Below are 15020 nucleotides of genomic sequence, written 5' to 3' on the forward strand. Positions count from 1 at the left end.
CTCATATCATGCGACGGATACGAGTTAGATGCCGACAATGGACAAATCCGAAGCATCCACATAATTATGACAAGGTGTTGTTACCCTCGTCACTTATTTGACTAAGAGTCACGTTGGCATATGATTGCATGGTCATCTTTCTCGATGCAAACATATATTCAGAATAGTAGCCTCTTTTATTCGCTGAATAAGCTATCTGATATTCATATTGTTTAACGTTCTTATCGGAATACAACCTGCATATTTGAGGCGCTTTGTCATAAGTGAGTATCCAGTTCCAATCCGGCTCAGCGACGAGGCGCTTCGCAACCAGAGAGTGGATGGTTTCGGTTGCATATGAATTATAAAGATTCCGTCCCTGCACATAGTAAGGAGGATCCGCAAATATGAGACTGTTCTTCATATCGCAGAATTTGCCATCAGAAAGCAATTTGAAGAAATGGCTGGCCTCTAGGTTGCTAACAGTGATTCTCTCTTTTTCCGCTGCTATTCGCTCTATCCTCTTTTTGAGTGTGCTTTTGTTAAATCGAGAAGAAATGTTGTATTTCCCGTCTTGGGCGGCACCTCCTATCGGCCCACCTTTGATGACGCCACTTACGTTCATGCGATTAAGCATGAAGAAGTCGAATCCTTTCCGTCGAATATCCGAATAATGGTTGAAATCGTATCTTTTCCTGATAGCCTTCCAGTATTCCGAGTACTTCGAAGATTGAGACGTGGGCTTTTCATCCGAATAGTCAAAGGGGACGCGGTCGATTTCACGTAGCAGATATTCGGGTTCGTTGACAAGAGAATACCAAAACGAATATACGCCGTCATCAAGGTCGTTGATAATAACTGCATCTACACGACCCGACAACAAAAGATTGATAGCAACGCCTGCTCCGCCTGCAAAAGGCTCGATATAGGTTCCGGTTATATGGTTAGTCTCCAACACGTTTGCCACGAAACGTGTGATTTTGCCTTTCCCGCCGGGGTATCGCAACGGGGTATTGGAACCGTTTGTCAGCTTACTTTGCGCCATAAACATGAATGATATTAGAAGATTCCCATTTTGGCCAGTTCGTTCGAGTCATACACCCTGTTTTTTGAACTGCACATATTGCTGACAGAGCATAGCAAACAATACCGCATCATTCGACAGCCTCATGATGGTATCTATGTCGTAATCCTTCATAGACTTGTGCGACCCAAGCGATGAGTATTCAACGGACTCGCCGAAATCGGTATTTTCGATTACATTATGAGCCTCTTGGTAGGTGTCGAATACAATCCTCCCGGCCTGCAGATAGTCTTGGAATTTGTTGTTTTTAAACAGGCTATGGACATATGAGACGTTCTCTTTATGCTTTGCGCTGACCCCTATGTTGGGAAGATGAATCTCATTGCAGGATTTGTCCAATGCAAGAAGGGACAGTTCGAAGATCACACGTATCGCCGGCGCAATCAAGAATGCTTTCGCCCATCTTTTGGTGCTGTCGTCCTCCAGTACTCCATATGCGTTCAAAGCGGAAAGCATAAAGTTCGTGTCTTCGAATTCCGGCGCGTCGGTCATCCATTCCGGATTGTTGTACATCGCACCAAGGTGCCGGTCTCGATTTGTGGCGAACTTGCTGGCGAAATCATGATTGAGGCGTTTCGCGGCAAGTCTTGGCGACCTGACCGTTCCTTGTCCTTTTTCCTGAAGAGGAATGATTATGTCCTGCTTGATGACATCGTTATTGAGGCGTGAAATAAGGGTGCCGTTCTCTTGACAATATCCCTTAACCTCATCAGCCAGTTCTTTGACTTTGTCCAGTTGCTCGGGGGTTATTATATCCGGATTCTTGATATCAAGATATTCCTTGACCGGAGCCGAGTTGAAAACCCTTCTCGTGCTGGTCGTAGCGTTCGACCCTCCGAGATAGCTTGTCAAGGAATCTCCAAACTGATTCTGGAACGGCGTTTCAAGCTTGTCCGAAAACGTCTGCCTTCCTGAGAAGCGGGCTTTGGCCTCAGTGCTCCATGGAATCGTGCCGGCACCGTCCTGAGGGCCGTTGTGCTTTCGATTGAGGATTTCCCTCAGCTTATCCTGTTCATTGTCACCGAAAACAACGATGTCCAGACTGCTCGGAATGTTCTGCGGATATTCCGCAACAAGGTTCTTCAATCTCTTGTAATCTCGGTCATCAAGAAGTTCACGGTAACAATCTGGGTTTTGCAGCAATTTGATTGCAGACAATCTCCTATTCGCATCGTGAATCACATACTTGTCGCCGGCCCTTGTCGCAAGGATCGGCTCAACATCGTTCTGATAGCCATTCTCCGCTATTGACGATGCAAGATTCATCAATTGCCGCTTTGATGTCGATTGAGACTGTGCACTGAAGTTATAGATTTTATTGAGTTCATCCATCTGGTCGATTGATGGTTCAACTCTCGGGTTCGTCTCCCAGAGACATAAATCCGATACATTGACATTTATACGTTCCATAAATAGTTCCTCCGCTCCACCGAAACAAACTCAATTCATTACCTTATCCTATGTCCAATGATATCCCCAGACCTCAGTGTTATCCTCTCCCCGTTATCTAATTGAAAGTACAACACACCCGTTAGATTCAGCTTGATGATCCCGAACACCGCGCACGCTTGGAGGAGCTGTGCCGGCGGTTGAGAGCACCCATGCATGAGTCAGTGCAGCCAACATGCGAGGAGGTCACCGACTGGGTGTGTAACCTCGCGTTGTCCGTCTGCCGGAGGGAGCATGAAGTCTTTGGCTTTCCCTGCGGACGGCCTCGCATTGGCTGACGCTCATGAAAGAGCGCGTTCCAGAATCGGTTTCCGCGAAGCTCCCGTCACCCATCACCGTTCACGAATCAGAGCCCCGGATCGCTGCCGGGCAAGCCGGTGCCCCCGTCTGATGGCGTGGGCACGGACCATCCCGGCGAGGCTCCGCCCGTATTGGTGGAGGACGACGAGCCTCCCGAAGACGGGCGTCGTCCGGATCCGGAACCGGAACCGGAACTTCCTTGGGAATATGAGGGCGTTTGCCGCTGTGGAGCTGATTGGGATTGCGATGCCTGGGCCTGCTGCTGCGCGGCGGCGGCAGCCGCGGCTGCTTCCTGTTCTGCCTTGGCCTTCGCCTCCGCGTCGGCCTTTTCCTTCGCCGTCTTCGATTCGTTGACCTCTTTCACGGCTTTCGCGATCGCGTCCACGTCACGGGTCTTGACCGCCTTCAGCAGGGTCTCCCGGGTCTTGCCGTCCGCCACCCTGCCGTCGGTCTCCTTGTACAGCGCGTTCGCGTCGTCCACGGTCTTGTCGAGCTTGCTGTCGGTGACGGCCTTGGTTGCGGCCTTGAGGTCGGTGAGACGGTTCTTGAGCTCTTTGGTCGTTCTGTGCAGCGACGCCGTGGTCCTGTCCAGGTCGGATGTGGCGGCGTCGGACGCGCAGGAGCCGCTGATGGTGGTCGTCTTTGCACCCAGGAGCCGATTCAACGCATCAAGGGTCTTGGGATCCGCGACCTGGCCGCGACTGGTGTCCTTCAATAGTTTGGAGGCTTTGGCCGTGGTCCTGTCCAGGTCGGACTGGATGGTCCTGCGTGTCGCTTCGGCCGAGTCGCATGCGCTGATTGCGGTCTCATGCGCCTCTTGCCGCATGGCGGCGGTGTGGCGGTTTTTGATTTGCAGTCCCATCCAGGACACGGCGATGAGGCTCGCGGTCATGACGATCGCGACGAGCGCTTTCCCGACCGGGAAGACGCGGCGCACCTTCAGATCGTCGGGGTCGGCCGAGTAGGTGACGGCCGACCCCGACGATTCTGCTTCCGGTATTGGAGGGATGTCCGCCGTATCCGATTCCAAGTCGGCGATTCGTTCGAGTGCGGCAAAATCGTCGTCGGCGTCCTTCAGGGCCTTCTCCGCGGAATCGTCGGGAGGAGACTGCTCCGCCGGCGCAGACACGGGTTCCTGCCCCGGCTCGTCTTCCGGCGGCAGCGGCGCGGATGGTATGGCGACGCGACGGCGGCCGCGCATGGACGCGGGCGGCAGCGGCGCGGCACCGGCCGTGTCAAAGCCTTGCTCCTGCGCGGTATGCCACCATTCGGCGAGCTCCGGCCACGCGTGTGGATGTTCGGCGATTAGGCGCATCCATGGACGCCAACCGGGCTCGTTGGCCATGGCGTACAGCTGGTCGACCGTAAGCTTGGGGCTGAGAATCGGCTCACCCGTCTTCCTGTCGATCCTGGTCATTCCTCTCCGCCCTCGTCTTTGATGAGGACTGGCTGATCCTGTTCGTTTGCCTTCATCACTTTTGTTCCTCTGGTTTGCCTTCATGCACCCGGTATCCGCCTTCCAATGGGCCCTTGACCGCCGCGCATCGCCAGCCGTCGTCAGTGAGCGTGTAGTCAAGCACCCAGGATGCCTCCAGCCCGGTGGATACGGCGCATGTCGCCACCCGCCGCCCCGTGGACACGGGGAAGCCGGTGAACTCGGTCTCGGGCAATGGCTGCGGGGCTATGGATGATGCCGGTATGTCGAGGCCGGCGGCATCCGGCGTGAAGTATTCGCCTTCGAGTTGGCCTCGTTCGCCGCCCATGTAGACGCCGAGCGCTTTCGGCGCGAGGTCGGCGCACGGATCATCCTCCGTCGGCGTCGCCGGCTCGGTCTCTTCGTCTCCAGCCGTTTTTTGTCCGGGTTCGGTTTTCGTTCGCGGCCGGGCGACGGTGCTTTGCGTGTCCTCCGCGGTTCCGTTGCCGGCGCATATCACCGCGACGTTTCCTCCCAGGATGAGGAGCGCGACCGCAAATCCCGTCGCGGCGATGATCCTGTTCCTCTTTGGTTCCATGCTTGGTTTTCCTTTCAGTGGATGTAGCGGACGCCATTTCCGGCTGCGGCCAGTTGGGAGGCGCTGATTTCGCGTGTGGATACGACGCCGAGGCCAAGCGCGTTGGACTCGCTGATCAGGATCGACCCGTCCCCGCGGACCTCCTCGACCATGGCGACATGCCCGTAGTCGGCGGACGCGCCCAATACTCCCGGTTGGAACACGATGACGCTGCCGGCGGATGGGGAGCCGTCCACCGTGTAGCCGGCCGACGCCGCGGAACCTGCCCATGTGGCGGCGTTGCCCCACCCTGGTATCGGTTTTCCTATGTCGGCTCTTCTGGTCGCGGCCCACCAGGTGCACTGCCCCCATGGGTATCTCGTGTCCGGCGTGATGCCGGCCGTGGACACGATGCCGCCGGAGACCGTCAGTTTCGGTTCGAGGGAGCCGACCGTGCCACCCTCGGCGGTCCCCGTTGCGGTGTATTTGGTCGCTGCGAGTTCCTTGATCCGCCGCACATAGTTGATGGTTTCCTCGAAGGGCGGCACCATGCCGTATCTGAGCACGCTGCCGAGGCCGGCGTTGTAGGCGGCGAGGGTCAGCTGGAGCGTGTCGCCGGTCAGTTTCCCGGACTTCTTGGCCGTCTCGACCTGCGAGGCGAGATTGCACATGTAGTTGCCCTGGCTCCAGATCGCGTCGTGCGGGTTCCAGATGTCGGCCTTGCCGTCTCCGTCGCCGTCCTTGCCCGCGGACGCCCAGGTGGACGGCATGAACTGTGCGATGCCCTGCGCTCCGGCGGAGCTGCCGGCCTTCGGATTCCAATTGGACTCCTGGTCGATCTGGGCGGCGATGATGCTCGGCGTGACGACCTGGCAGATGGATCCGGCGCGGATCACGTCGGCCTCGTATTCCGCGGGAACGCCCGAGACCGTGGATTCGCTGGCGTTGGATCCGAGGAACGCGCCCATGACGGCCAGGAGCACGCCGAGCACCGCGAGCATGGCCGCGATGACGGGCAGGATGGGAAGGCTGATGGAGGCGGCTCCCGCGATGACGCGGGACGCGGCCATGCGCACGAAGTTCGCGGCGACGCGGGCGGCACGCACGGCGGCCTGTCCGGCGGCTTGAACGTCGCGCGCCGCCTTGACGGGCGCGCGGCGGTGCCGCCAGATGAATTTGGCCGACGAGTTGACACCTTTCACGCCAGCGCGTGCCGCTTTGAAGGTCAGGTCGCGTGTGGCGCTTCCCAGCTTGGACGCGAAATCGTCGTCAGCCACGGTGAGCCTCGCGCCGGCTTCGTCCATCCAGCCCATGCCGGTGGATCCCATCCGTTTGACGCTACGGCCGGCGTTCCCAAGGCCCGCGCCTATGTGCTTGCCGATCCGCTTGCTCGCTTTGCCTTTCGCGGCGAACTTGCCGATCTTCTCGCTGGGCTTCGCCTCGGACAGCGCCTTGGGTTTGCCGGCCGTCTTGCGCATTCCCTTGCCCGACCGCAGGGCGCGTTTGCCACGGTTCATGATGCGCCGCGCCTTGCCGGCCGTCCAGCCCACGCCGTGCATGGTGGAGGACATGCCGTACATGCCGGCGCGTCCCGCCATCTCGGCGGCGGTGTGGCCCATGGAATCGGCGATGTCGGCCCGGTCCGAGCCGAATTGCGCGGCGCTGGACACCACGCCGGTGGCCGCGCGTCCGATGCGGGCGCGTGTGCCTCCGGCGTGGTGGGCTTGGGTTCCGCTCATGCGTTTACTTTCCTTCCTGGAAGGTCGTGGAGTACAGCCGGTAGAGGTCGCCGCCCGCGGGGATGCGCCCGTCGAACGGCACGTAGGCGCTGCCGATCTTCATGAGTCCCTGGCCGGGCAGCACGCCGGTGAAGTACTGGCGCTGCTCCTCGCTCAGGGTCAGCAGCTCGCACAACGCGTCCGCGTCGGTGCTGTTCTGGCTCAGGAGCATGAGGAAATCGCTGTTGGACAGCATCTCTCGCGCGTCCTGGAGGTCGAGGATCTCCTCGACGTTCTGCGTGATGCCGGTCACGCCGAGCCCGTATTTGCGGGCGCGCTTGTAGATGTCCTTGAACTGGGCGGCGGCGTACTGGTTGGAGAAGAAGCGGTGGAACTCGTCGACGTACAGCCAGGTGCGCCGCCCGTTGGCCTTGTTGCGGATGACGCGGTTCCACACCTGGTCGATGACGACCATCATGCCGAACGTGCGCAGCTCGCCGGACAGGCCGGACACGTCGAACACGGTGAACCGGTTGGACAGGTCCACGTTGGTCTGGCCGTTGAAGCCGCTCATGGAGCCGGTGATGTACGGGTTGAGCGCGTCGGCGAGGTACCGGCTCACCTGGTCGCCGCCCGCCTGCAATTCGTCGTGCAGGTCCTGCAATGTGGGCTGGACCACTCCCCCGCCCTGGTTGCGGTAACGCGTGTACAGGTTGCTGACGCACTGGTCGACGAGTCCCTTCTGGAGCGGGTCGAGGCCGTCGATGCCGCCGATGAGCGCGCCGATCATGGAGACCACGTTGTTGGTCTTGTCCTTGACGGGGTCGGAGGCCGAATCGTCCTCCAGGACGATGTCCATCGGGTTGACGCGCGTGCCGGTGCCGGCGCTGATCTGGATGATCTGTCCGCCGAACGCGGCCGCGAGGGCGAGGTATTCGCGTTCCGGGTCGATGACGATCACCTCGTCGTCACGGTTGAGGAACATGCCGGCGATCTCCTGTTTGACGGTGAAGGATTTGCCGCCGCCGGACGTGCCGAGCACGAATCCGTTGGAGTTCATGTGGCTGCGCCGGTCCGCGAGGATCGGGTTGCCGCTCCTCGCGTTGCTTCCGTAGAACAGTCCGTGCGGCTCGAACACCTCCTGCGTGGTGAACGGGATGAGGATGGCCGCGCTGTTCGTGGTCAGGGTGCGTTTCATGGGTAGAGGGTTGTTGCCCAGCGGCAGTTCGGCGGTCAGTCCTTCCATCTGCATGAACTTGAGGCTCTCGGCCGTGCAGGACTGCGCGTTGACCTTGGCCTTCACGTTCCTGCACGCGACTTCCAGCTCCTCCTGGCTTGCCGCGGACACTCCGATCACGATGATCGAGTCCACGAGCCTCTGGTTGGTGGAGCGCAGCTCGTCGCGCAGTTGGCCGAGCTGTTCCTGCTGGTCGGCGAGGTCGTCGGGAAGGTCGTCGGGGTCGAGGCCCTGTTTGCGGTTCTTGCGCCGCTGGTCCATGACCTGCATCTTGACCTCGGCGTTCTTGCGGCGCACGAGCGTCATGCTTTCGCCGCGGTCCATGGGGGCGAGGTGGATGCTCACGTCGACGCGGGCGCGCAGTCCGGTCAGGTCGTTGACCAGCTGGTCGGACAGTTCCGGCGGCAGGCTGGACACCCACATGGTGCGATGCAGGTATTTCGAGTCCAGGGATTCGATGTCCAGCTGGATGGGGTTGCGCGCGTCGATGCTCCACGGGCACACGAGGTCCTTGGTGTCGGGCTTGCCGGGCTGATGCTCGAACCGGCGTTCGTCGAACCGGAACTCCTCGCCGGGCCGGAGCACCTCGGCCATGAGGCGCAGCCGGTGCTCGCGGTCGAGCCGGGTGGCCTTGCATGCGTCGATGGAGCGCATCTGGCTGACGAGGTTGTTGCACAGGGCGTTCAGGGTCGCGACGGCGGCCTGCTCGTCGCTTTCGCGGACGGTGACGGTCAGGGTCTTGACGGTGCTGGTGTTGCGGCTGACGGATTCGAGTTTGCCTTGGGCGAGACGGTTGTAGTCGAGCCGGTAGTGGTCGAGGCTGTCACCGGTCTCGTCCATCATCACGTCGGCGAGGATCTCTCGCACGCCGCGTGAGCGCGTGTAGGAGGCGATCTGCACGCTTTGCCCGGCCTCGAAGCTGTTGATGAGCTTGGCCCACCGGTCGATGATCTCCATCTGATGGGATTCCGGGCTCAGCTGGTAGTTGATGTCCTGGAAGAGGATGGTGGCGCTCCACCGTCCGTCGCCCAGGCTGGCGATCCCGTTGCGCAGCATCGCGTCGTAGCCGATGAGCTGCTTGACGCCCTTCGGCAGACGCGTCGCCTTCTTTCTCCGCGCCTTCGCCCTGGCTTCGGCACCGCCTTCAGCCGGCGCGGCCTGGGGTTTCTTCTTTCCGAACATTCCTCACCTTTCCTTGATCGTCGGTTTCGCGCCGGTGCGGTATGGTCTGCCCGGACCGTCGAGCAGGTAGACCTCGCGCTGCGTGTAGTGGCGCAGGATGTATTTCAGGTATTTCTCGGGCATGAGGCCCTTTGGCCTCACCCATCCCCATATGGCCACGGGCAGGCCGGGCGGGAAGATCAGGTACATGGCGAGGTTGGGGTCCATGCCCAGGCCGAACCACAGGCCGATGTACCCTCCCCCGCACACGACGGCGAGGATGACGGCGGCGAGGCACTGCCGCCAGCTCATCCCCATGAACACCTTCGACTCGATGGTGGTCAGTTCCCTGTAGACGGGCATCTGCAACGCCATGATGATTGCTTCCTTTCGTGGATTGCGTTGTGTTTCATTCGCCGCCGAAGAGCTTCTTGGCGACGGAGTTGGCCGCCATGACGATGCCGATGAGCATGACGCTCGCCAAGAGCAGGCCGATGAAGTTGTCCATCACCCAGCCGGAGAGGCTGTCGCCATCCTTGAACTTGCTCGGGTTGAGCGTGCCGCCCACGAGCGTGCGGTACATGAGGATCGCCAGATACAGGGTCGCGCACTGGAACACCAGAGACGCGTACTGCTTGAAGTAGTTGATGCCCCACTGGCGGGTCTCCTCCTGGGCGATGAAAGCGATCGGCAGCGGGTTGAACGCGGTGAGCATGTATATCTGCACGAAACGCAGGAGGATGACGACGGTGACGACGATGGTCGCGCCCTTGGAGACGAGGAACGGGATGAGCAGCAGGATCAGGCACGGTATCTGGCCCATCCAGCCGGCGGAGTCTATGGCGTCGCGCATGCTGTCGCCAAGGCCGAGGCCCGACGACGCGCCGGTGGTGAGCGCCGCCGAATGGATGCCGCCGAGCACGCCGTCGCCGACCTCGTCGATGGCCTGGAGCATGAGCTCGCTGTGCTGGGCCGCGGTGAACACGAGCGTGAGCTTGAACATCGCCATGGCGACGAGCTTGACGCCCAGCTCTCGGTCGCCGTCCGCCCGGGTGCTGACCCTGGCGAGTTCCAGGACGCACATGATCGCCAGTATCGTGCTGGCTATGGGTTTGACCGCCGAGCGGGCGACGGTCAGGCTCAGCTGGTACATGCCCGCGTTGTATTCGGCGGGGGTCTTCAGCAGGTCGGCCACAAGGTCGTCGCCGACGCCGGACCCTATCGAGTTGAGGATGCCGACGATGAAATCGACCATGCGCGGCCTCCCGTCTACAGGGCGATGTTGGAGAACAGGGCCGCGGCCGCGATGATCAGACCGCCGCCGACGACCTGCCAGACGCCCGACTGGGTGGCGGGGCCGTTCTGGTCCTTCAGTCCTCCGGCCAGGGTGATCACGCCCCACACGGCCCACAGGCCACCGCCGATGATGGCGAACTGGCTGAAAAGCTGCAACGCACTGGTGACGACGCTGCCGCTGTCTGCCGCGATGGTGATTCCGTACATGATGTTTTCCTTTCGACTTGTTTTGGATGACATGACCACGGTATGGCCGTCGAGAAGGCTCCGGTTTGGACGTTCCCGACGAACCCGAAGAGGCTCGGACGATGGTATGGAAAAGGCCCCGCCGACCGTTCGCCGGTGGGGCCGTCGGTGAGCTTGAGGTCCCTGGCCCGGAACCACGCGCCCTCACCCGTGCTGGAATCGACCTTGCTGGTGTTGGTGATCTTGAACGCGATCTCCAGCGAGTCGCCGTCCATCTTGAGCGCCTGCTTGACGTCGTCGCGGTCGCCGAGCCTCTCGCCGGATTTCACGTCGTACTTCTCCAGGTGCAGGCCCGGGGTCATGTCCGGCGTGCGGGTCCACACGACGTTGGATTCGAGGCCCTTGTCGTTGAAGTGCTCGGTGAACCGGTTCTCGACGCGGCCGGCGGTCTTGATGCGCTTGCACTGGATATACGCGGTCCAGTCGTTCTCGTGCTCCACGTCGGCGGACACGAGCGCGCGGTACGCGTCCGTGGCGGTGATGACGGCGGTGCCGTCCTTGTAGTCGAGGGTGAACAGGTCACCGCCGAACTTCTCGGAATCGAAGCCGCTGCCGGCGAGCTTGTCGCCCTTGGCCGTGATCACGGCGCCATCCTTGTGCAGGTCGCGCGCCGCGTACACGGCCCACAGGCCGCCTCCGATGATCGCGAACTGGCTGAAGAGGTCGAGCGCGCTGGTCACCACGTTGGATCCCGCCGCGAGGATGATGCTGTCATGTCCGTTCATTCGTCCCTGCCTTCTTTCCTTGGCTTGGCTTGTTTGACAGGTCAAAGGTAAGGCGCGCGCGACGGGGCCGGGTCGGACACCTTCGCGGGGGGACGCCGCATCTTCCGTTGGATATGGAGCAGTTGGAACACTTTTATCTCAATTGAATCAGAATGTCCCGCGAGCTTCAGCATGTTGCAGAATGTCAATAGACTATACTTGGCAAACGTGGAACAGGATTCAGATATTAAAGATGAAATTGTCCAGCTTGTTAAATTTGGACTTGGTGGGCAGTTGAATGACTTTCGTATGTACGTGTCTAGATTGATACGCAAATACAGGGTCGGTGATGCGTCGTTCTCAAAGGCGTTGGAATCGTTACTTCAGTCCAGCGATGTGCCCGATATGACACCGATAAGGGAATTAGGCCATGCGTCACGTCGGACTGGGGAGGCGCCGATCCTTCCCGTGGGCCAACGCTCCGATGTGGAGAAGCCATTCCTGCCTGAGCGGATTGTCAAACAGGTAGAGGGACTGCTCGAGGAGCGCGAGAACGCGTCGGTCCTCGCCCTTAACGGTCTTTCCCCGACCTCGACGGCGATTTTTACCGGTCCTCCCGGAGTGGGGAAAACCATGACCGCACGGTGGATAGCCTCCCAGCTCGGAATGCCTATGTACCGGCTTGATCTGGCCGAGACGATCGGCAGGCATCTCGGGGAGTCGGGCAACAACATCAAAGCAGCATTTTCGAAGGTTCGTGTCACTCCGGGAATTCTCTTCCTCGATGAGATCGACGCCATCGCGAAGACCAGGTCGGACGACTCGGACATTGGCGAGATGAAGCGCGTAGTGACTGTTCTCCTGCAGGAGCTTGATGACAGGAACCCGGCGAGCCTCATACTCGCGGCAACGAACAACATGTCACTCATCGATCCCGCCGTATGGCGTCGGTTCGAGTTACGAATAGATTTCCCTATGCCGGACGAGAAGCAGATCATGAATGCGCTTGAAAGCGATTTCAGCGCATCGGACAGTCTTGGAGGGGTTTCGGCCCCGTGGATTGAAGCCCTGGGCATCGTGATGAAGGGGGCGCCTTTCAGCGAGGTGAGATCCGTCGCGATGCGCATAAGGAAACGGTGTGTGCTGAGGCGGTGTCCGGCGGAGGATGCCATAACCGAATACATAAGGGAGAACACGGAAGGGCTGACCCACGCGCAGAGGATTAGCCTTGCGGTCGCGCTCGTGGAGACCGGCGCGGTGACGCAACGGCTCGCCTCCGAGATGACCGGGGTGTCGCGCCAGACTATACGACGCAGAACTGAGAAAACGAATTCGAAAGGATGATTCATGGGACGGCATTATCTGATAGGACACGGCGAACGGCTGTCTGAACCGATTGTTCTTCCCCGCGGCGGGGCGACGCCGAAAGATATCTACACATACGAGGAATCGCGTGCGCGGTTGCAGCCGGAACTGCACAGTGCGATTGCAAATCTGCCGGACGATCCGGCCCTCGCGCCGAATGATGTGCACGTCTTGCAGATGGTGTTGCATCCGAAGTATCTGGCAAAGTCTTATCATCCATCCGGGCTGCTCAGGGCGGCCGGCCTGTCCTTGGTGGGCAGCAAGCCGGTACGAATCACAACGGCCGACGATCCAGACAAAGGTGCACGTCTGTCTAGGACGTTGCTGGTGGCGGGACACAGGCAATCGCTGGAGCATTTCGATTCCCTGCTGCAGGACCCCGACGTTCGATGTGAAGAGTACGCAGGTATCAAGGACATCGTCAGAATCGAGCGTATCGACAACTACGCATTCGATGACAAGTATCATCCCGCGCCTTCCAATGACGCATGGTACGAACTGGTTCTCCATGAGCTGGACGAGGATTTGGCGCCAGATAATACCCAGAAGTTCTTGGAGCTCGCGGAAAGGCTCGGAGTAAACGTCGAAGAGCGAATGAACTTCAAGGCCAATAATCTGTTGTATCTTCCGATTCGGGGACCGGAAGAAGCCGTCAAACGGCTTGCTGAATACTCCAGCGTCCGCGCTCTGCGCCCAATGCCGAGGTTGGGGCTGAGCCCAATCAGCTCCGTGAGGAGCATTCGGGAACCCGTTACGCTTCCCGAACCTCCGAGTACGGCGTCTCAGCTGGGGGTTGCGGTGCTTGACGGAGGGCTGCCGCCGGATAACCCGATATCGTCATGGGTGGACTATATCAAGGCGAATCCCGATGCCGATGATGACGAGCGGTTTTTGGAACACGGGTTGGGGGTATGCTCGGCGCTACTGTTCGGCAGCCTTAAGTCCGGCCAGCAGCCGCTGCGCACGCGGATAACGGCGGTGAGGGTGCTTGATTCAGAAACGAGGTCCGATGATCCGATCGCGATGTATAAAGTGCTCAATAACATCGAGAATGTGTTGGAATCGTACCCCTTCCACTACGTCAATCTCAGCCTCGGTCCAGATTTGCCGATTGAGGATGACGATGTGAGCGCATGGACGTCGGTTCTTGACCAGATTCTTTCTTCCAAGGACATGCTGCTCAGCGTGGCGGTCGGTAACAACGGTGAAGGGGATGCCGAAAGCGGGAACAACCGCATCGAATCACCGGGTGACGCAGTCAACGCCCTCGGAGTCGGGGCGTGTGATTCTGAGGATGTGTATTGGATGAGAGCCCCGTATTCTGCTGTCGGCCCGGGGCGAAGTCCCGGGATCGTCAAGCCCGATTTGGTGGCGTTCGGCGGAACGGAGGGCAATGAATTCATGGTGCTTGGCCCTGGAACGTCACCTGCAGCGGTACCGGTTATGGGAACGAGTTTTGCCGCGCCCAACGCGCTACGGCAGGCTGTGCGTATACGCGAGATCTGCGGCCCGGAAATAACTCCGCTGGTGGCGAAAACGCTGCTGATTCATGCAGCGGAACGCAGAAGGGAAGACAATATGAGCGAAATCGGATGGGGGAAGGTTCCATCCGACGCCACCGAAATCGTCACGACTGAGGACGGGCGTGCTCTTGTCATCTACAAGGGCAGCATCAGGCCGGGGAAGATAGTGCGGGCGACCATACCCGTGCCGCCACGGCTTGATCATGGTGACGTAAAGATTAGAGCGACGTTTTCTTTTACCTGCCGGGTGGATCCCCAATCCCCGGATTCATATACGCGTTCTACGCTTGAGGTCACGTTCAGGCCTGACGCGAACCGAATTGATGAGGGAAAGAAAACGGCAAGGACCGATTCCTTCTTCAGCCGCAACCGCATGGGAACGTCCAGTCTATATCCCGTAGAGGCCGAGAGAAGATCGGATCAGGGGAAGTGGGAGACGGTACTGCACTCCGAGAGGCAATTCAAGGCAGCGAGACTCGCCAAGCCGGTGTTTGACATCCACTATAACGCCCGTGAAGAGGGTGGCGCATCGCTCAGCGTAACGGACAAGTTGGAATACGCGCTTGCGATTACGATTTCCGCCCCAAAGATCGGGAATCTCCATCAGCTGATACTGGACGCATATCCCCAGCTGATTTCTCTTGATCCTCTCCTTGGCGTGTGACGCGCGTTTCGTCGGGGTTCGCCGGTGTCCGGTGTCCGACGGTTCGGTGCGCAAGGGAAAGGGGTGGCAGGCCGGATCCGACCTCATTGGGATCCGGTCTGCCACCCCGTTCTGGTTTCCATGGTGCGCGGGAAGGGGTTCCCGCGGCGTGCCCCCGCCGGGAGTCGAACCCGGCGCCGTCACAAAGGAGAAAACAAAGACGGTACCGGTGGGGGCCTTGGGCGCGTCCGGGAAGGGAAAGGATCCGGGCGCGCCCGTGGGCCTGTACGGCGGATCATGGGGAACGGTCCGCCGCACGGGCCC

Annotated in this window: 12 protein-coding genes; 2 read left to right on the forward strand and 10 right to left on the reverse strand. The window is 59.8% G+C overall.

Annotated features, from left to right (window positions below; genetic code table 11):
* Positions 1-64: 64 nt before the first annotated feature.
* The 10 genes from BBKW_RS06515 to BBKW_RS10855 all read right to left on the reverse strand — a co-directional run bounded on the left by BBKW_RS06515 (position 65) and on the right by BBKW_RS10855 (position 11186).
* Positions 65-1024, reverse strand: coding sequence for a DNA adenine methylase (locus BBKW_RS06515; RefSeq protein ID WP_231858462.1), 960 nt, complete (start codon positions 1022-1024; stop codon positions 65-67).
* Between the two features lie 48 nt (positions 1025-1072).
* Positions 1073-2473 (reverse strand): ParB/Srx family N-terminal domain-containing protein, encoded by a 1401-nt coding sequence (locus tag BBKW_RS06520; protein WP_014760424.1) that lies wholly within the window; start codon positions 2471-2473, stop codon positions 1073-1075.
* Between the two features lie 385 nt (positions 2474-2858).
* Positions 2859-4229 (reverse strand): hypothetical protein, encoded by a 1371-nt coding sequence (locus BBKW_RS06525; protein WP_033500568.1) that lies wholly within the window; start codon positions 4227-4229, stop codon positions 2859-2861.
* Positions 4230-4284: 55 nt separating this feature from the next.
* Positions 4285-4824, reverse strand: a complete 540-nt coding sequence (locus BBKW_RS06530; protein ID WP_033500567.1) for a hypothetical protein — start codon at positions 4822-4824, stop codon at positions 4285-4287.
* 14 nt (positions 4825-4838) lie between these two features.
* Positions 4839-6542, reverse strand: a complete 1704-nt coding sequence (locus tag BBKW_RS06535) for a lytic transglycosylase domain-containing protein (RefSeq protein ID WP_033500566.1) — start codon at positions 6540-6542, stop codon at positions 4839-4841.
* A gap of 4 nt (positions 6543-6546) precedes the next feature.
* Positions 6547-8940, reverse strand: a complete 2394-nt coding sequence (locus tag BBKW_RS06540; RefSeq protein WP_033500565.1) for a VirB4-like conjugal transfer ATPase, CD1110 family — start codon at positions 8938-8940, stop codon at positions 6547-6549.
* Positions 8941-8943: 3 nt separating this feature from the next.
* Positions 8944-9294, reverse strand: a complete 351-nt coding sequence (locus tag BBKW_RS06545; protein ID WP_004222615.1) for a PrgI family protein — start codon at positions 9292-9294, stop codon at positions 8944-8946.
* A 34-nt stretch (positions 9295-9328) separates the two neighbouring features.
* Positions 9329-10174, reverse strand: a complete 846-nt coding sequence (locus BBKW_RS06550; RefSeq protein WP_004222625.1) for a type IV secretion system protein — start codon at positions 10172-10174, stop codon at positions 9329-9331.
* A 14-nt stretch (positions 10175-10188) separates the two neighbouring features.
* Positions 10189-10422 carry a hypothetical protein gene (locus BBKW_RS06555; RefSeq protein ID WP_008783366.1) on the reverse strand — a complete coding sequence of 78 codons (234 nt, stop codon included), beginning with the start codon at positions 10420-10422 and terminating at the stop codon, positions 10189-10191.
* The gene (locus tag BBKW_RS10855) at positions 10311-11186 is read right to left on the reverse strand and encodes an LPXTG cell wall anchor domain-containing protein (RefSeq protein WP_004222632.1); all 876 of its coding nucleotides are present in this window, start codon (positions 11184-11186) and stop codon (positions 10311-10313) included. The genes BBKW_RS06555 and BBKW_RS10855 overlap by 112 nt, the downstream gene beginning before the upstream one ends.
* A 207-nt stretch (positions 11187-11393) precedes the next feature.
* On the opposite strand from BBKW_RS10855, the gene BBKW_RS06565 reads away from it, so the two are divergent.
* A complete protein-coding gene (locus tag BBKW_RS06565) occupies positions 11394-12509 on the forward strand; it encodes an AAA family ATPase (RefSeq protein WP_033500616.1) in 1116 nt (371 codons plus the stop codon).
* A 117-nt stretch (positions 12510-12626) separates the two neighbouring features.
* On the forward strand, positions 12627-14717 hold the full coding sequence (locus BBKW_RS06570) for a S8 family peptidase (RefSeq protein ID WP_157872370.1): 2091 nt from the start codon (positions 12627-12629) through the stop codon (positions 14715-14717).
* The last annotated feature ends 303 nt before the right edge of the window (positions 14718-15020 follow it).

The organism is Bifidobacterium catenulatum subsp. kashiwanohense JCM 15439 = DSM 21854 (assembly GCF_001042615.1).
Lineage (GTDB): Bacteria > Actinomycetota > Actinomycetes > Actinomycetales > Bifidobacteriaceae > Bifidobacterium > Bifidobacterium catenulatum.

Coding starts and splice junctions, on each gene's coding strand:
- BBKW_RS06535 (WP_033500566.1), bottom strand. CDS start 6,542: ATGAGCGGAACCCAAGCCCACCACGCCGGAGGCACACGCGCCCGCATC.
- BBKW_RS06540 (WP_033500565.1), bottom strand. CDS start 8,940: ATGTTCGGAAAGAAGAAACCCCAGGCCGCGCCGGCTGAAGGCGGTGCC.
- BBKW_RS06555 (WP_008783366.1), bottom strand. CDS start 10,422: ATGTACGGAATCACCATCGCGGCAGACAGCGGCAGCGTCGTCACCAGT.
- BBKW_RS06550 (WP_004222625.1), bottom strand. CDS start 10,174: ATGGTCGATTTCATCGTCGGCATCCTCAACTCGATAGGGTCCGGCGTC.
- BBKW_RS06545 (WP_004222615.1), bottom strand. CDS start 9,294: ATGGCGTTGCAGATGCCCGTCTACAGGGAACTGACCACCATCGAGTCG.
- BBKW_RS06520 (WP_014760424.1), bottom strand. CDS start 2,473: ATGGAACGTATAAATGTCAATGTATCGGATTTATGTCTCTGGGAGACG.
- BBKW_RS10855 (WP_004222632.1), bottom strand. CDS start 11,186: ATGAACGGACATGACAGCATCATCCTCGCGGCGGGATCCAACGTGGTG.
- BBKW_RS06530 (WP_033500567.1), bottom strand. CDS start 4,824: ATGGAACCAAAGAGGAACAGGATCATCGCCGCGACGGGATTTGCGGTC.
- BBKW_RS06515 (WP_231858462.1), bottom strand. CDS start 1,024: ATGGCGCAAAGTAAGCTGACAAACGGTTCCAATACCCCGTTGCGATAC.
- BBKW_RS06525 (WP_033500568.1), bottom strand. CDS start 4,229: ATGACCAGGATCGACAGGAAGACGGGTGAGCCGATTCTCAGCCCCAAG.